This is a genomic window from Burkholderia sp. BCC1638, assembly GCF_902833195.1.
Lineage (GTDB): Bacteria > Pseudomonadota > Gammaproteobacteria > Burkholderiales > Burkholderiaceae > Burkholderia > Burkholderia diffusa.
This window is the reverse complement of record NZ_CADFEC010000026.1, coordinates 46,772-64,262: the sequence shown is the minus strand read 5'-3', so window position 1 is coordinate 64,262 and position 17,491 is coordinate 46,772. Positions and strand designations below refer to the sequence as shown.

Below are 17,491 nucleotides of genomic sequence, written 5' to 3'. Positions count from 1 at the left end.
AGGCGGTGCGCATCACAGATCGGTCGGCAGTGCCGCGTGCAGCCACTTCTGCGACAAGGTGTTCAGCGTGCCGTTCTTCTTCGCGCCGGCGATCGCGTCGTTGACCTTTTGCATCAGGCGCGGCTCGTTCTTGTTCAGGCCGACGTGGTCGGGCGAGCTGAACAGCGAGAACTTCTGTTCGGGATCGATCGACGGATGGCGCGCGATGATCGTCGCGCCGACGTCGTTGCCCACCACCAGCAGCTGCGCCTGTCCCGACAGGAACGCCGCGATCGCGCCGTTCGGATCGTCGAAGCGCTTGATCGTCGCGCTGGGCGGCGCGACCTTGCTGACGCTCAGGTCCTCCAGCGTGCCGCGCGCGACTGCGACCGATTTGCCGGCGAGATCGGCGTTGCCCTTCACGGCGAGCGACTTCGGGCCGAACACGGCGAGGTAGTACGGCGCATACGCGTTCGAGAAGTCGATGACCTTCGCGCGCTCCGGCGTCTGCCCGACCGACAGCAGCATGTCGGTCTTGCGGTCGGCGAGATATGCCATCCGGTTGTCGCCGGTGACCTGCACGAGTTCGACCTTCGCGTTGAGCGCCCGGCCGATCAGGTTCGCCATGTCAATGTCATAGCCTTGCGGCTTCATGTCGGGCCCGATCGAACCGAACGGCGGGTAGTCCTCGAACACGCCGATGCGGACGACGCCCGATTTCGCGATCGTGTCGAGCGCGTCGGCATGCGCGAGCGGCGCGAAGGCGGCCAGGCCGGTGGCGCAGGCGCAGAGGAGGGCGGTACGGGCGAGCAGGCGTCGCACGAGGCGGTTGGCTTGGGTCGATGCGTTCATGGTGAGATCCTTGTTGCTGCGCTGGGGAAGAAACGGAAAGTCAGGCGCCGCGAGCGGCGATCAGCTTGCATGCGTGTGCGGGCAGTTCGGCGGCAACCGGCATGCCGACGTGCAGGTCGGGTGTCTCGCGCGGCGTGGTCGCGGCCGTCAGCGTGAAGCCGCGGCAGTCGATCGTCGCTTCGATCGACGCGCCGACGTCGCGTACGAACGTGATCGTGCCGGCCAGCGTGTTCGGACCGCGCGGCGCTGTCGAGTCCGGGCGCACGCAGACGTCCTCGGGACGAATCAGCAGGCGCACGGCGTCGGTCGCGCGTGGCGGGTTCGGCGCGCGCTCGATCGCGAGCCGCTGCCCGCCCGGCAGGACGATCGCGTCGTCGCCGTCGCGCGCGACCGGCAGGATGTTGCCGAGGCCGATGAAGTCGGCGACGAATTCGTTGACCGGATCGCGATAGATGTCGAGCGGCCGACCGACCTGCTGGATCCGGCCTTTCTCCATCACGACGATCTCGTCGGCCATCGTCATCGCTTCGCGCTGGTCGTGCGTGACCATGATCGTCGTGATGCCGAGCCGTTGCTGGAGCAGCCGGATCTCGACCTGCATCGCCTCGCGCAGCTTCGCGTCGAGTGCCGACAACGGCTCGTCGAGCAGCAGCAGACGCGGCGACGATGCGATCGCGCGTGCAATCGCGACGCGCTGGCGCTGCCCGCCCGACAGCTGCGTGACGAGCCGGTCGGCCATGTGCGGAAGCTGGATCAGCTCCAGCAGCTCGGCGACGCGTTGCGCCTGCGCGGCCCTGGCCGTCTTGCGCAGCCGCAGCGGATACTCGATGTTCTGCGCGACCGTCATGTGCGGAAATAGCGCGAGCGACTGGAACACCATTCCGAAATCGCGCCGGTTGGCGGGCACGTGCGTGAGGTCGCGGCCGGCGAACGTCAGGGTGCCTGAAGTCGGCGTTTCGAGGCCGGCGATGATCCGCATCAGCGTGGTCTTGCCGCAGCCGGACGGGCCGAGAAAGCAGACGAGCTTGCCGTCGGGCACCGACAGGTCGACGTGATCGACCGCATACGCTTGCTGAAAGCGCTTGGTCACGTTCTGGAGGATGAGCTGGGTCATGTGGGTTCCTTGCACGGGCGAGGGCGGGGCCGCGCGCGCATCAAAGCGCGACGCCCTTGTCGCCGACGAGTTTTTCGAGCATCCAGATCAGCGCGAAGTCGATCGCGACCGTGAACACGGCGAAGCAGAACACGGTCGGGTCGAGCGACGACACGGTGCGGCTGTAGAGCCAGACCGGCAGCGTCATCGTGTCGATGCTGTACAGGAAGAACGTCACCGTGAATTCGTTGAACGACACGATGAACGCGAACAGCATCCCCGCGAGAATGCCGGGCCGCATCAGCGGCAGCACGACGTCGACGAGCGCGCGACGCGGGCTCGCGCCCATCACGCACGCGGCTTCCTCGAAGTCGGGGCCGATCGACGCAACCGAGGCGGCGCAGTTCTTCACGGTGAACGGCAGCGTCAGGATCACGTGCGCGACCACGAGCCGCGCGATGCCGAGCTCGACCGGCAGTGCGTTGAACACGATCAGCAGGGCGAGCCCGAGCATCACCAGCGGATAGACGATCGGCAACGCGACGAGCTGCTCGACGAGCGTCTTGCCGCGGAAGCGGCAGCGCGACAGCGCATACGCCGCGGGTACCGACACGGCGGTCGCGATCAGCATCGTCGCGACCGCGACGACGAGGCTCGTCGTCAACGCGGCGCCCATCGACTGCGCGCTGCCCGCATCGGACGACACGAACGTCTGCCATGCGGCGCGATACCAGTGCAGGCTGACATCGCGCGGCGGGAATTCGAGCGTGCCCGATGCGCCGAACGACATCGTGATCATCGTCAGGATGGGCAGCGCGGCGAGGAACAACACGAGCGTCGCGAGCGCACCGGTCGCGCGTCCGAGGCGGCCGGGCATAGGCGCGCGCAAGAGCAGGGTATTCATCGGTTGACCTCGCCGGCATGTTGCAGGGTGCGCACGAGGCGCTGGGAAACCGCCATCACGACGAGCGTCGCGGCCATCAGCACGACGCCCGATGCCGACGCGGCGGGCCAGTTGAGCAACGGCGCGACCTGGTCGTGTACGAGCACCGCGAGCATCGGCACGCGTCGACCGCCGAGCAGCAGCGGCACCGCGAATGCGCTGGCGTTGTACGCGAACACGAGCAGCGCGCCGGAGACGAGGCCGGGCATCGCGAGCGGCAACGTCACGTGCCGCAGCGTCTGCCAGCGGCTCGCACCGAGCGTCGCGGCGGCTTCGTCGTACGCGCGTGACACCGCGCGCAGCGCGCTCGACAGCGGCAGCACCGCGAGCGGGAACGCGGTCTGGATCAGCCCAAGCAGCACGCCGTGCTCGCGGTACAGCAGTTGGAGCGGCCGATCGAGCACGCCGGCGGCCAGCAGCGCGCGATTGATCAAGCCGGCCGGACCGAGCATCACGAGCCAGCCGTAGCCTTGCAGCAGCAGGTTCACGAGCAGCGGCAGCAAGACGCCGGCGAGCATCAGCCGACGCGCGAGCCGCGATTCGGTGCGCGCCATCGCGAGCGCGACCGGGATCGCGAGCAGCACCGCGCACACCATGCTCTGGAATGCGAGGCGCAGCGTGAGCCACAGCGACGTCGCGAAGTACGGGTCCGCGAGGTCGATGTAGTTCTGCAGCGTGAAGGTCCGCCATTCGTCGCCGGACACGCCGACGCTCATTCGCAACACCGTGAGCGTCGCGGCGGCGAGCACCGCGAGGAACGCGAGGATCGGCGCGAGCAGCAGCCAGGGCGGCACGCCGGGCAGCGCATGCCCGGCGTTCGACCCGGCATCGGCCGGTGCGGCGGCCGGCGCCGTATCGCGGGGGGAGGACAGGGAGGCCATGTCGTTACGCCGAGAAGAGGCCCGTGTAGCGCTTGATCCATGCCGGCTGGACGATCGCGAGCGCCTTGTCGTCGTGCAGCACGGCTTTCTCAGCGATCTGCTGCGGCGACGGCACGAACGCGCGGCTCTCCGCGGGAATCACGGCCTTCGCGTTCACGGGCCCGTTGAGCACGTCGGCCGCCATCCGGCCCTGCACGCCCGCATCGAGCGAATGGTTGATGAACGCGTGGATCAGGTCGAGGTCGCCCGGGTGCGCCTTCGGGATCACGGTGAACATCAGTTGCGTCGCGAAGCCTTCCTTCATCCCGTACGTCACGCCCATCTTGTAGTCGGGCTTGCGGATCTGGTCCGGGAAGAACGCGGGCGAATAGATGCCGCCGATGTCGAGCGAACCGGTGCGGAACAGGTCGGCGACCTGGTTCGGGTTTTCACCGAGGGTCATCACGCGATCCTTGAGCTGCGCGAGCTTCCTGAACCCCGGATCGATGTTCTGCTGCGAACCGCCCGCCAGCTTCGCGGCGATGATCGCGAGGTCGACCGCTTCGGCCCACTCCGGCGGCGGCAGGAACAGGCGGCCCGCATACTTTGGATCCCACAACGCCTCGTAGCTCGACGGCGCGCTCTTCACGGTCGCCGTGTTGTAGATCAATCCGTCCGACCACAGCAGGTAGCCGATGCCGAAGCCGTTCGCGCCCGTGCGGTACTGCGGCGCGACGTCCTTCAGGTTCGGCAGCCGGTTCAGGTCCGGCTTCGCGAGCAGGCCCGCGTCGGCGAGTCCGGCCGCGCCGACGCCCGCGAGCGTGATGACGTCGTAGGTCGGCCGCTCGCCGGCGGCCTTGACCTTTGCGACCATGCCCGACGTGCCGTCCGCGCGATCGGCGATCACGCGTGCGCCCGTCTGCTTGCTGAAGGTTTCCGCGATGTTGCGCAGCGCGGCCGCGCCGGTATCGTCGGACCAGGTGAGCAGGCGCAGCGTCTTGCCGGCGAAACGGTTCGATTGTGCATTCGCAGTACTGATGAATGGCATCGGAATGGCGGATGCGGCGAGTGCCGTGCCGAGGGTTTTGATCACCTGCCTTCTGCCCGCCTTGAAGTGTTGCATGGCCGTCTCCTGATGAACGATGTCGTGTGGTTCGATGCCGGTCGCCGAACTGCGGCGCGGGGTGTGGATGAACTGTAGGGAGGTCAAATTTCCGCAACAAACGAAATATCCGCATGCGCGGCATGACATAAACGCATGGGCCGGCGCCCTTAGCCGGCCGGCGTCATGACCTGCTTGATCTCCTGAAATGCGGCCAGCCCGAACGGGCCGAGCTCGCGCCCGAGGCTGCTGCGCTTGTAGCCGCCCCATGAGGTTTGCGGATAGATCAGTTGTGGCGTGTTGATCCAGACGACGCCCGCCTCGAGCGCGTTGGCGACCCGCCTGCCGCGCGCCGCATCGCGCGTGACGACGGTCGCGACGAGGCCGTATACGGTATCGTTGGCGGCCGCGATCGCGTCGTCCTCGGTGTCGAATGCGCGGACGCACAGCACCGGTCCGAAAATCTCGTCGCGCCATAGCGCGCAGTCGGCCGGCACGTCGGCGAACAGCGCGGGCCGGATGAAGTAGCCGGGGCCGGCGAGCGCGTCGCCGCCCGCAACGAGCCGCGCGCCGTCTGCACGGCCTTGTGCGATGTGGCGCTTCACGCGTTCGTATTGGGCGCGATTCGTCAGCGGGCCCATCTGTACGCCGGGCGCGAACGGGGGGCCGACCACGGTCGTCTCGATCCGTCGAGCGAGGCGTGCGATCAGGTCGTCGGCGAGCGGGGCGGCAACGAGCACGCGCGAGGTCGCCGAACACATTTGACCGGCGTTGAACAGCCCGCCGCCAGCGATCAGTTCGACCGCGTGATCGAGGTCGGCGTCGTCGAACACGACGATCGACGATTTGCCGCCGAGTTCGAGACCGACGCCCTTGATCGTGTCCGCGGCCGTCTTCATGACCTGCGTGCCGACCGCAGTGCTGCCGGTAAACGACACCTTCGCGACGAGCGGATGCGCGCACAGCGGGGCGCCGACGTCGTGGCCGGTGCCCGTCACGACGTTCAGCACGCCGGGCGGCAGGCCCGCTTCGGCAATGATCGCGGCGAGTTCGAGCTCTGGCAGTGGCGTGATCTCGGACGGCTTCAGCACGACGGTGCAGCCGGCGGCGAGCGCGGGCGCGAGCTTCCACGCGGTCGTCACCATCGGGAAATTCCACGGCACGATCAGCGCGGCGACGCCGGCCGGTTCGCGCCGGATCCATGCGCGATGGTCTCCGCCCGGCAGCGCGATCTCGGTTTCGCCGTCGGTGTCGAGGCGTTCCGCGAGGCCCGCGTAGTAGTCGAAGGTGGCGATCACGTCCGCGACGTCGATCTCGGCCTCGGCGAACGGCTTGCCGTTGTTGATCGACTGCAGTGTCGCGAGCCGTGTGCGGCGTGCATCGACGCCACGCGCGATCGCGCGGAGCAGGGCCGCGCGCGCGGCACCCGTCGTGCGTTTCCAGCCGGGAAACGCGCGCGATGCGGCCTGCACGGCACGCTCGACGTCGGCTTCGCCGCCCGCGCTGACGTCGGCGATGACCGCTTCCGTCGACGGGTCGACGACGGGCAGCGTCGCGCCGCTGAAGCTCGTGCGCCACGTACCGTCGATGAAGTGGCGCGTATGCAGCGGCGGATTGAACGCGAGATCCGGAATCGTGCTCATCGCTGCACCTGATCGAACCAGGTTGCCTCGTCGATTTCGATCACGGTCGGAATCGTGCGTGCCGTCGCGTCGCGCAGCGCTTCGGCCAGTGCGCCGGGTGTCGCGGCCGTGAGCGCCGCGCAGCCGAAGCCGCGTGCAAGTGCCTGGAAATCGGGCGTATACGGATCGACGCCCACCGGCGTGATGTCGCGCGCGACCATGTATTTGCGGATCTCGCCGTAGCCGCGGTTGTTCCAGACGATCACGATCACCGGCACACGGGCCTCGACCGCGCTCGCGAGTTCCGGCAGCGTGAACTGCAGGCCACCGTCGCCGATCAGGCACACGACCGGCTGCGCAGGCGCGGCGAGCTTCGCGCCGATCGCGGCGGGCAGCCCGTAGCCGAGCGTGCCGTAGCCGGTCGACGAGTTGAACCAACTGCGAGGCGCCGGCGCATCGTGCGTGAAATTGCCGACATAGACGGGGCTCGTCGAATCGCCGGCGATGATCGCGCCGGGCAGCGCCATGACGATGGTGTCGATCAGCAGCGCCTGGGCACGCGCGGCGTCGTCGTGGCCGGACGCGATCGCCGCGCGCACGGCGGCCACCCGCGACGCGCCCCAGCCGGGCTCGGGTGCCGGCGCCGGCCGTTCGTGCAGGCGGGTCGACAGCGCGCCGAGCGCAAGCCGCGCATCGCCGGCGATGGCGATTTCCGCGCGCGCATTGCGCATCAACTGTTGCGCGTCGATGTCGATGCGGATCAGCCGGCCGTCGATCGCGAAGCCGCCGTCGAACGTGACGTCGTAATCCGTTTCGCCGAGTTCGGTGCCGACGGCGAGCACCACGTCGGCGTCGCCGATCGCCGCGCGCGTGGCCGGCAGCGACTGCGTGGAGCCGATCAGCAACGGGTGGCCGGCCGGCAGCAGGCCCTTCGCGTTGATCGTCAGCGCGACGGGCGCGTGCAGGCGCTCGGCGAGTTCGCGCAGTTCCGCCGCGGCGTGGATCGCGCCGCCGCCGGCCAGTATCAGCGGCCGGCGGGCGTGCGCGAGCAGGTCGGCGGCTGCGGCAAGGGCGTTGGCGTCCGGAGCCGGGCGCGCGGGCAGCGCGAGCGGAGCGGCGGGCAACGCGGGCGCCGGCATCACGATCACGTCGAGCGGGATCTCGATATGCACGGGCCGCGGTCGCGCGCTTTCGAAAACCGCGAATGCGCGCGCGAGGACCTGCGGCAGGTCGGCCGCGTCGAGCAGCGTGTGCGAGAACGCGGTGAGCCCCGCGAACACGTCGCGCTGCGACGGCAGCTCGTGCAGGCGGCCGTCGCCGCTGCCGAGCTCGCGCCGCGCGTTGACGCTCGAGATCACCAGCATCGGAATCGAATCCGCGTAGGCCTGTGCCATCGCGGTCGCGATGTTGGTCATCCCCGGCCCGGTGATGATGAAGCAGACTCCCGGCCGGCCCGTGACGCGGGCATAGCCGTCGGCCATGAATCCGGCCCCCTGTTCGTGGCGCGGCGTCACGTGACGGATCGACGAGGCGGCAAGGCCGCGATACAGCTCGACGGTATGCACGCCGGGAATGCCGAACACGCATTCGACGCCTTGGCGTTCGAGCAGATCGACGAGCGCCTCGCCGCAGGTGCGGGGGCGGGCATGGAACGGTGCCGCCGTGGCCGCGCGGGCCTCGGCGATGCAGGAGACGGGGGCTGGATGGTTCATGGATCGTGGCGTGCCGATTGGGAGGGGGAGTGGCCCATACCGCAAGCAAGGGGCATGAAGCGGATTGTCGGTGTCGATCGGCGCTGCCAACAATCGATAAGTTCTCATGCGGCGCATGAGCGCCGTGCATGGCGGAGAGGTTGCTTGCCGCGGCCACGATCGGTATCGCGACGAACCGGTTCAATGGCACGGTTGCCGTATCGTTTCGCGCGGCGTGAAGCAGGAAGGTACATCGCAGGGGCGTCGACGTCGTCTCCGAGGACGTGCGCTCCCGCTGTCAGGACTGAATTCCGCTACCGCTTTTTTGCATCGCTCGCTTCGGTCGCTTCAATACGCGGACCCGATGCGAAGCCAGGCCCGCGTACCGCCGATTCGATCGGTCATGCGTCCGCGCGGATGTCCGGAGCGGCCGAACCGGACCCGCCACCGGCATGCCCGGCCCGGCCTGCAAGCGAGCCCGCGACGGTCAATGCAGCTCGCTGACGCGCGGATCGATATACGCGTCGACGTCCTGCGACTGTTTGTACACGGCGTTGCGCACGTTGAACGCATTCGCGTTGCGGGTCGATCCGTAGATCGAGTCGAGCCCGTCGCCCTTGCGGAACGCTTGCTTCGCGGCCGCCGCGTCGAGCAGGTGGGTGCCTTTCAGCAGCGGGAGATATTGCGCGGGCGTGAGGCCCACGCGCGCCGACATGATCTTCACCGCATCGGCCTGCGTCTTCGGGTCGTTGATGTACGCGACGCAGCGATACCAGACCTTGACCACCTTCGCCCAATCGGCCCGACGCGCGGCGAGGCTCGCCGGCGCGACCGTGATCGCATCGTAGATCAGCCCCGGCGCATCCGCCGACGTGAAGATCGCCCGTGCGCCGGGCGCGCGTTTCAACGCCTCGCCCGCATTCGGCTGCCATGCGGCCACCGCGGCGATGTCGTTCGACGAACCGAGCACCTGCGGCAGTTCGTTCGTCTTCGCATTCACGAGCGTGACGTCGCCGTCCTTGAGCCCGTGCTTCTGCAGCGCGGTTTCCAGCAGCAGGTGATCGACCAGGCCGAGTTCGACGCCGACTTTCTTGCCCTTCAGGCCTTCGACGGTGCGCAGCGGCGGCTTCGCGACGATCATGTCGTTGCCGGCCGAATAGTCGGTCAGCAGGATCATGACGTTCTTCGCGCCGGCCGCGCCGGTGACGAGCGCATCACCGTTGGTCGCCGCGACCGCGTCGAGCTTGCCGGCGGAAAACGCGTCGAGCGATGCCGAATAATCGAACCATTCGAAGTCGACGTCCACACCGGCTTCCTTGAACCAGCCCTTGTCGAGCGCGACCTGGAACGCGACCCAACCCGGCCAGTCGCTGTAGCCGATTTTCAGCGGCGCCGCCGCGTGCACGGCGGGCGCCGCCAGCAGCGCGGCGGCCGTGACGGCGGCGCTCAATGCGTGACGGATGGAACGGAAGGAACGGCGGGACGGCAGGCGGCGGAACGCCAGGGCGGGACGGGTCATCGTAGTTCTCCAGGAGACCGGGATCGGGATCGTCGATTCGGACCGTGCCTGTGCGCGGTCCGGCCGCGTGACCGGTTCCTGCGGATGCGGAACGAAAAGCGGCCACGGAGAGGCGCGACGGCCGTTGCCATCGCCAATCTCCCGGGCTTTTGTCCCGCCGTGTAGCGCGGGTGCATCCGATCTCGCGATCGGACGCACCCGCGCCGGGCTGCTCTCGGACCAGACGTTCGATGAACCGGAACCCTAGCACCCCTAAGATGCGACGCCGCCGCACCTCTCGGCGTCATGCCGAGCGAGAAGCGTGCCAATCACGCGCGGCAACGCGATTCAACGGCGACGAACGGTGCGCTGAAGTTCGATGAAGCGGGCGGAGAACAGCGCGCTCAATGCGCGCCGGAGCAGGTCGAGCTTGTTCATGACGAGTGGGGTATCGAGTGACGATGCATCCATTCAGCAATGCCCATGCCATCGCGGACCGCGCGGTGCACGCGTGCGCGACGCGCACTGCGCCGGTGCGCGATCGCGTGCGCATGGTGCGTCGCACGCCCGCCGCGAGGGCAAGCGGCCGCCGCCGATTCGTGCATGCCGTGCGTCATCGGGCCGTCGCGCCGCGTCGTGCGGTCGTTGCGCGGCGGCTGGCACGCAACTCGCTTTATCGACGCCCGAGAGGTGCGAAGCAATTTGCATCATCTTCAGGATCGCTAGGGTTCCGGTCGTGCGGCGTTCGTGCCGCGCGATGACTGGTCCGAGAGCAATCCGGTCTTGCCTTCGCCTCGATTCGAGGAAACGGCGAGGCTCCACGGAGGGATAAAAGCCCGGGAGGTCGCGATGTCGTTCGGTCGCCCTCTCACGCCTTTTGTCCAACCGACCACGGAGCCGCCATGTCGCCGAGCCCCCAAGCCGTCCCCGTCCTTGCTCCACCGACGCACGTCGCGTGGGAAACGCTGATCCCCGCAGGAACCCACTGGTCCGGCATCCTGCGCCGCGGCCTCGCGCTGCGCATCGTCGATGTCGACGGCGGCGCGAACCTGTCCGCCGTCTTTCATCGCCAGGAAGATCCGCTCGAACGCTACAACATGGCCGACACGCTGAAGGCGCAGCACACCGCGCACCTCACGCGCGGCCACGCGCTGTATACGGACATGGGGCGCGTGATCGCGTCGATCACGGCCGACACGCTCGGCTGGCACGACCCGCTCGGCGGCGTCGGCGATGCGCGGTTGTTCGCGCACAAGTACGGCACGACCTCGTACCAGGCCGATCGCAACGCGATGATCCGCAACGGCCGCGACAGCCTCGTGCTCGAGCTCGCGAAATACGGACTGTCGGCGCGCGATCTCGCCGCGAACGTCAACTTCTTCAGCCGGCTCGACACGCGCGACGACGGCACGCTCGATTTCGTCGCCGGCCATTCGCCGGCCGGCAGCGCGCTCGACCTGCGCTTCGAGATGAACACGCTCGCGGCGTTCTCGACCGCGCCGCATCCGCTCGATCCGCGTGCGGACTATGCGCCGAAGCCCGTGAAGCTGATCGCTTATCGCGCGTATCCGGCGGACGGCGCCGCGCCCGAGGATGACCCGTGCCGCCGCGCCTGCGCGGAGAACGTGCGCGGCTTCGCCAACACCGACCGCCTGTTCGCGTAAGGAGCCCGTCATGCCGATCATCGAAAGCCGTCTCGACCCGCGCGACGCGATTCACGACACCACGCTGAAAGCGGGCGAACCGTGGCTGCACGACCTGAAACGCGGACAGGTTTTCCGCATCCTCGACCTGGAAGGCAACCAGGCGGTCGACACGTTGTTCTACCGGTCCGACGACATCGAGGAGCGCTACAGCGCGCAGGACACGATTCGCGCGCAGCGCAACCTGTACCTGAGCGCGGGCAGCGTGCTGCTGTCCAGCCGGGGCAACCCGATGGTGACCATCGTCGCCGATACCTGCGGCCGCCACGACACGCTCGGCGGCGCATGCGCGGCCGAAAGCAACACCGTGCGCTATGCGCTCGACAAGCGTTACATGCACAACTGCCGCGACAGTTTCCTCAACGCGATCGCGCACTGCACGTGCGGCGCGGGCACGCGGCTCGGCAAGCGCGACCTCGTCGGCAACGTCAACTTCTTCATGAACGTGCCCGTCACGCCGCTCGGCGGGCTCACCTTCGAGGACGGCATTTCCGCGCCCGGCAAGTATGTCGAGATGCGCGCGGAGATGGACGTCACCGTGCTGATCTCGAACTGCCCGCAACTCAACAACCCGTGCAACGGCTACAACCCGACGCCCGTGCGCCTCACGATCTGGGAGGCTGAATGAACCACGCTCACGCTCACGATCGTTCGCGGGAGGCAACATGAGATTCGCCAAGGTCCTCGTCGCGAACCGCGGCGAAATCGCGTGCCGCGTGATCCGCACGCTCAAGCGGCTCGGCATCGCGTCGGTCGCGATTTATTCGGACGCCGATCGAGACGCGCGTCACGTGGCGCTTGCCGATGAGGCAGTGCGTGTCGGGCCCGCGCCGGCGGCCGACAGCTACCTGAACGTCGCGGCGATCCTCGCCGCCGCGCGCGCGACCGGCGCGCAGGCCGTGCATCCCGGCTACGGCTTCCTGTCCGAGCATGCCGGGTTCGCCGATGCATGCGAGGCGGCGGGCCTGCGCTTCATCGGGCCGAGCGGCGATCACATGCGCGCGTTCGGCCTGAAGCACACCGCACGCGCGCTCGCCGCCGCGCACGGTGTCGCGCTGCTGCCGGGCACGGGGCTGCTCGACGACGTGGCGACGGCGCTCGCCGAAGCCGACGCAATCGGGTATCCCGTGATGCTGAAAAGCACCGCCGGTGGCGGCGGGATCGGCATGTCGCTCTGCCGCGATGCCGCGCAGCTCGAGGCGGCCTTCGACTCCGTCGTGCGGCTCGGCAACGCGAACTTCGCGCATGCGGGCGTCTATCTCGAGAAGTTCGTCGAACACGCGCGGCACATCGAAGTGCAGATCTTCGGCGACGGCCGGGGCGGCGCGATCGCGCTCGGCGAACGCGATTGCTCCGTGCAGCGCCGCAACCAGAAAGTGATCGAGGAAACGCCCGCGCCGGATCTGACCGGCGCCGAGCGCGACGCGCTGCACGCGAACGCGGTGCGGCTCGCCCGCGCGGTCGGCTACGCGTCGGCCGGCACCGTCGAATTCGTGTTCGACGCGAACGCGCGGCAGTTCTATTTCCTTGAGGTGAATACGCGGCTGCAGGTCGAACATTGCGTGACCGAAGCGGTGACGGGCGTCGATCTCGTCGAATGGATGATCCTGCAGGCCGAAGGCGATCTGCCGCCGCTCGACACGCTGGCCGTCGCGCCGCGCGGCGCGAGCATCCAGGTGCGGCTCTATGCGGAGGATCCGCACAAGCAGTTCCAGCCGAGCGCGGGGCTGCTCACGCACGTCGCGTTTCCGGACGACGTGCGTGTCGACGGCTGGATCGAAGCGGGCACCGAGATCAGCGCGCATTACGATCCGCTGCTCGCGAAGCTGATCGTGCGCGGCGATACGCGGCGCGACGCGCTGGCCGCATTGCAGGCCGCGCTCGCGCGTACCGAGCTGTACGGAATCGAGACCAATCTCGACTACCTGCGCGCCGTCGTCGGCTCGGACACGTTCGCGCGCGGCGCGCCGACGACGGCATTCCTGTCGCGCTTCGCGTTCGCGCCGCACACGATCGACGTGCTCGACGGCGGCGTGCAGACCACCGTGCAGCAGGCCCCCGGGCGCGTCGGCTACTGGAGCGTCGGCGTGCCGCCGTCCGGGCCGATGGACGATCGCGCGTTCGATCTCGCGAACGCGCTGCTCGGCAACGCGCGTGACGCGGCGGGGCTCGAATTCACGATGGTCGGCGCGACGCTGCGCTTCAACACGGCGACGCTGTTCGTGCTCGGCGGCGCGCCGCTCGCGGCCACGCTCGACGGCGAGCCCGCGCCGTTCTGGCAGGTGCTGCGCGCGCGGCCCGGCGCGGTGCTGAAGCTCGGCGGCGTGACCGGCGCGGGCGTGCGCGCCTGCCTCGCGGTGAAGGGCGGGCTGCAGGTGCCCGACTATCTCGGCAGCAAGGCGACCTTCACGCTCGGCCAGTTCGGCGGCCACGCGGGGCGCGCGCTGCGCAAGGGCGACGTGCTGCATCTGCACGCGGACGCGGGGCGCGGCGACGCGGGCGCGACGCTGGCCGCGGCCGACGTTCCCGCGCTCACGCATGCATGGACGCTCGGCGTGCTCGACGGGCCGCACGGCGCGCCGGATTTCTTCACGCCCGACGACATCGCGATGCTCTACGGCACGCAGTGGACGGTCCATTACAACTCCAGCCGCACCGGCGTGCGGCTGATCGGCCCGAAGCCGCAATGGGCGCGCGTGGACGGCGGCGAGGCCGGCCTGCATCCGTCGAACATCCACGACAACGCGTATGCGATCGGTGCGGTCGATTTCACCGGCGACATGCCGGTGATTCTTGGCCCGGACGGGCCGAGCCTCGGCGGCTTCGTGTGCCCGGTGACGGTCGTGCGCGACGAGTTGTGGAAGCTCGGGCAGTTGCGCCCGGGCGACACCGTGCAGTTCGTTCGCGCCCGCGTGTCGCTCGCGCCCGCGCCCGCGGTCGCCGCGATCGCGCCTGTGGCACCCGCAGGCGCGCCGGACGATTGCGTGCTGCATCGCGACCCGTCGGCCGGCGGCGGCATCGGCGTGGTGTACCGGCGCTCGGGCGATCGCAACGTGCTGGTCGAATACGGGCCGCTCGTGCTCGATCTCAACCTGCGTTTTCGCGTGCACGCGCTGATGTGCTGGCTCGACGCGCACCGGCTGCCCGGCATGCTCGACCTGACGCCGGGAATTCGCTCGCTGCAGGTGCAGTTCGACGCGCGGACGCTGCCGCTTGCCACGCTGCTCGCGCATCTGCAGGCCGCCGAGCGCGAACTGCCGGACGTGGCCGACATGCGCGTGCCGAACCGCATCGTGCATCTGCCGCTGTCGTGGGACGACCCGTCGACGCGCGTCGCGATCGAGCGCTACATGCAGTCGGTGCGGCCCGATGCGCCGTGGTGCCCGAGCAATATCGAGTTCATCCGGCGCATCAACGGCCTGGCGCGCATCGACGACGTCAGGCGCATCGTGTTCGACGCGCGCTATCTGGTGATGGGGCTCGGCGACGTCTACCTCGGTGCGCCGGTCGCGACGCCGATCGATCCGCGGCATCGGCTGGTGACCACGAAATACAACCCCGCGCGCACCTGGACGCCGGAGAACGCGGTCGGCATCGGCGGCGCGTATCTGTGCGTGTACGGGATGGAAGGGCCGGGCGGCTACCAGTTCGTCGGCCGGACCGTGCAGATGTGGAACCGCCACCGCACCACGCGCGAATTCGAGGCCGGCAAGCCCTGGCTGCTGCGCTTCTTCGACGAGATCCGCTTTTACGAAGTCAGCGAGGCGGAGCTGACCGCGCTGCGCGCGGATTTCGTCGTGGGCCGCGCGTCGCTGAGGATCGAGGAATCCGTGTTCGATCTGGGCGCATACAACCGCTTCCTGCGCGACGAGGCGGATTCGATCGCGACGTTCAAGGCCGCGCAGCAAACCGCGTTCGAAGCCGAGCGTGAGCGATGGCGGGCGGCCGGGCACGCGGAATACGTCGGCGACGCGGAGCAGGGCGACGCGCAGGCGGCGCGGGCAGCGGGCGTGCTCGACGACACGCAGCGGGCGATCGCCGCGGACGTGTCGGGCAGCGTGTGGAAGGTGCTGGTCGAGGCCGGCGAGCGCGTGACCGAAGGGCAGGTCGTCGCGATCGTCGAGTCGATGAAGATGGAGGTGGCGGTGACGGCAACGGAAGACGGCACGATCGAGACGATCGATTGCGCGCCGGGCGCGGCGGTGGTGGCCGGCCAGCGGCTGATGGTGATGAAGGCGGGCGCCGCCGAGGAGGTCGCATGAGCACGACGGAACGTTCCATCCTGCCCGGGCTGCGCTCGATTGCCGCGCTGCGCGCGCGCTACGCGGCGGGCGACCTGACGCCGCATGCGCTCGTCGACGCGATCGCCGCGCATTTCGACGCCGGCGATCCGCATCGTGCGTGGATCCGCCCGCTGACGCGCGCGGAGATGACGCGGTATGCCGACGCGCTCGCCGGGCGCGACGTCGCGTCGTTGCCGCTTTACGGCGTGCCGTTCGCGATCAAGGACAACATCGATCTCGCCGGCATACCGACGACGGCGGCCTGCCCGGCTTATGCATACACGCCGGCGCGCAGCGCGCCCGTGGTCGAGCGGCTGATCGCAGCCGGTGCGATTCCGATCGGCAAGACCAATCTCGACCAGTTCGCGACCGGGCTGTCGGGGCAGCGCTCGCCTTACGGCGCGTGCCGCAACGCGCTCGATTCGCGCTATGCGTCAGGCGGATCGAGTTCCGGGTCGGCGGTGGCGGTCGCGCTCGGCGTCGCGACGTTCTCGCTCGGGACCGACACGGCCGGTTCCGGGCGCGTGCCGGCCGCGTTCCATGGCCTCGTCGGGCTCAAGCCGACTCGCGGTGTGGTGAGTACGCTCGGCGTCGTGCCGGCCTGCCGGTCGCTCGATTGCGTGTCGGTGTTCGCGCACTCGTCGGCCGATGCGCGGGCGGTGTTCGACGCCGCGCATGGCGTGACCGACGGCGATCCTTACGGGCGCGCATGGCAGCCGCCGGCGGGCGCGGGCGGACTGCGCGCGCATCCGGTGCGGCCGCTCGCGCAGGTGCGCTTCGGCGCGCCGCGTGCCGATCAGCTCGAATTCTTCGGCGACGAATCGTACCGTGCCGCATGGGGCGCGGCGCTCGAACGCCTGCGCGCGACCGGCGCGGCAGTCGTCGAGATCGATTTCAGCCCGTTCCTGGCGGCCGCGCGGTTGCTGTACGACGGCCCGTGGGTTGCCGAGCGGCTCGCCGCGATCGGCGCATTCGCCGCGCGGGAACCCGATGCGCTGCATCCGGTGATTCGCGAAATCGTCGGCGGCGCGTCGCGCTTCAGCGCGGCCGATGCGTTCGCGGCATTCGATCGGCTCGCGACGCTGCGCGCCGAGGCGGCGCGCGCGTGGGGCGGGCTCGACGCGATCGTGATGCCGACCTCGGCGACGACCGCAACCGTCGACGCGCTCGAAGCCGATCCGATCGGCGTCAACTCGCGCTTCGGCTACTACACGAATTTTGTCAACCTGCTCGACCTGTCGGCGATCGCCGTGCCGGCCGGCACGTGCGACAGCGGGCGTCACGCGGGGTTGCCGTTCGGGATCACGTTCGTCGGCCGTGCGCACGACGATGCGCGGCTGCTCGATCTCGCCCAGGCGTGGGCCGATGGCACGGTCGCTGCCGGCGATGGCGGGTCGCTCGCACTGGCGGCCCCCGCGCCCGACGTGTCGTCCGCTGTCGTGCGCGTGGCCGTCGTCGGCGCGCATCTGCGCGGCGAGCCGTTGAACGGGCAGCTCACGCAGCGGGGCGCGCGGTTCGTCGCCGCGACGACGACGGCCGCCGCCTATCGCCTCTACGCGCTGTCCGCGGCCGCCTGCGGCGGCGTCGCCAAGCCGGGCCTCGTGCGCGTGCCGGACGGTGGCGCGCCGATCGCGGTCGAGATCTGGGAGATGCCCGTCGACGCGTACGGCAGCTTCATCGCCGGGATTGCGGCGCCGCTCGGCATCGGCACGCTGACGCTCGCGGACGGCTCGCAGGTGCAAGGCTTCCTGTGTGAAAGCGCGGCGCTCGTCGATGCGCAGGACATCACGCGCTTCGGCGGCTGGCGGGCTTACCTCGCACAGGCCGCCAGCGGCGCATTGCAATGAACGCCCGGTCGCGCGTTG

General features: G+C 69.3%; 12 protein-coding genes and 2 riboswitches. Of the genes, 4 read left to right on the top strand and 8 right to left on the bottom strand.

Annotated elements, in window-relative coordinates:
* Positions 1–12: 12 nt before the first annotated feature.
* The 8 genes from HWX22_RS24735 to HWX22_RS24700 all read right to left on the bottom strand — a co-directional run bounded on the left by HWX22_RS24735 (position 13) and on the right by HWX22_RS24700 (position 9,661).
* Positions 13–831, bottom strand: coding sequence for a transporter substrate-binding domain-containing protein (locus HWX22_RS24735; protein WP_175910270.1), 819 nt, complete (start codon positions 829–831; stop codon positions 13–15).
* Between the two features lie 40 nt (positions 832–871).
* Positions 872–1,945, bottom strand: coding sequence for an ABC transporter ATP-binding protein (locus HWX22_RS24730; protein ID WP_175910269.1), 1,074 nt, complete (start codon positions 1,943–1,945; stop codon positions 872–874).
* A 40-nt stretch (positions 1,946–1,985) separates the two neighbouring features.
* Positions 1,986–2,828: an ABC transporter permease gene (locus HWX22_RS24725; protein WP_175910267.1), complete on the bottom strand. Its 843-nt coding sequence runs from the start codon at positions 2,826–2,828 to the stop codon at positions 1,986–1,988.
* Positions 2,825–3,748 (bottom strand): ABC transporter permease, encoded by a 924-nt coding sequence (locus tag HWX22_RS24720; protein WP_175916575.1) that lies wholly within the window; start codon positions 3,746–3,748, stop codon positions 2,825–2,827. The genes HWX22_RS24725 and HWX22_RS24720 overlap by 4 nt, the downstream gene beginning before the upstream one ends.
* Positions 3,749–3,752: 4 nt before the next feature.
* Positions 3,753–4,850 carry an extracellular solute-binding protein gene (locus HWX22_RS24715; protein ID WP_175916574.1) on the bottom strand — a complete coding sequence of 366 codons (1,098 nt, stop codon included), beginning with the start codon at positions 4,848–4,850 and terminating at the stop codon, positions 3,753–3,755.
* A gap of 149 nt (positions 4,851–4,999) precedes the next feature.
* On the bottom strand, positions 5,000–6,472 hold the full coding sequence (locus HWX22_RS24710; RefSeq protein ID WP_175910261.1) for an aldehyde dehydrogenase family protein: 1,473 nt from the start codon (positions 6,470–6,472) through the stop codon (positions 5,000–5,002).
* A complete protein-coding gene (locus tag HWX22_RS24705; protein WP_208456481.1) occupies positions 6,469–8,163 on the bottom strand; it encodes a 5-guanidino-2-oxopentanoate decarboxylase in 1,695 nt (564 codons plus the stop codon). Before HWX22_RS24705 ends, HWX22_RS24710 begins: the two co-directional genes overlap by 4 nt.
* 466 nt (positions 8,164–8,629) lie before the next feature.
* On the bottom strand, positions 8,630–9,661 hold the full coding sequence (locus tag HWX22_RS24700; protein WP_059817276.1) for an ABC transporter substrate-binding protein: 1,032 nt from the start codon (positions 9,659–9,661) through the stop codon (positions 8,630–8,632).
* Between the two features lie 136 nt (positions 9,662–9,797).
* A riboswitch (guanidine-I (ykkC/yxkD leader) is annotated at positions 9,798–9,919 on the bottom strand.
* A 432-nt stretch (positions 9,920–10,351) separates the two neighbouring features.
* A riboswitch (guanidine-I (ykkC/yxkD leader) is annotated at positions 10,352–10,485 on the top strand.
* A 57-nt stretch (positions 10,486–10,542) separates the two neighbouring features.
* Here HWX22_RS24700 and HWX22_RS24695 point away from each other — a divergent pair.
* Genes HWX22_RS24695 through atzF form a run of 4 tightly spaced genes read left to right on the top strand, consistent with a single transcriptional unit; the run spans position 10,543 to position 17,473 of the window.
* Complete coding sequence (locus tag HWX22_RS24695; protein WP_175910259.1) at positions 10,543–11,304, top strand: urea amidolyase associated protein UAAP1; 762 nt, start codon at positions 10,543–10,545, stop codon at positions 11,302–11,304.
* A gap of 10 nt (positions 11,305–11,314) precedes the next feature.
* Positions 11,315–11,971 (top strand): urea amidolyase associated protein UAAP2, encoded by a 657-nt coding sequence (locus HWX22_RS24690; protein ID WP_059525762.1) that lies wholly within the window; start codon positions 11,315–11,317, stop codon positions 11,969–11,971.
* Positions 11,972–12,008: 37 nt separating this feature from the next.
* Complete coding sequence (gene uca, locus HWX22_RS24685; RefSeq protein WP_175916573.1) at positions 12,009–15,605, top strand: urea carboxylase; 3,597 nt, start codon at positions 12,009–12,011, stop codon at positions 15,603–15,605.
* Positions 15,602–17,473, top strand: coding sequence for an allophanate hydrolase (gene atzF, locus HWX22_RS24680; RefSeq protein ID WP_175910255.1), 1,872 nt, complete (start codon positions 15,602–15,604; stop codon positions 17,471–17,473). The genes uca and atzF overlap by 4 nt, the downstream gene beginning before the upstream one ends.
* Positions 17,474–17,491 lie beyond the last annotated feature (18 nt).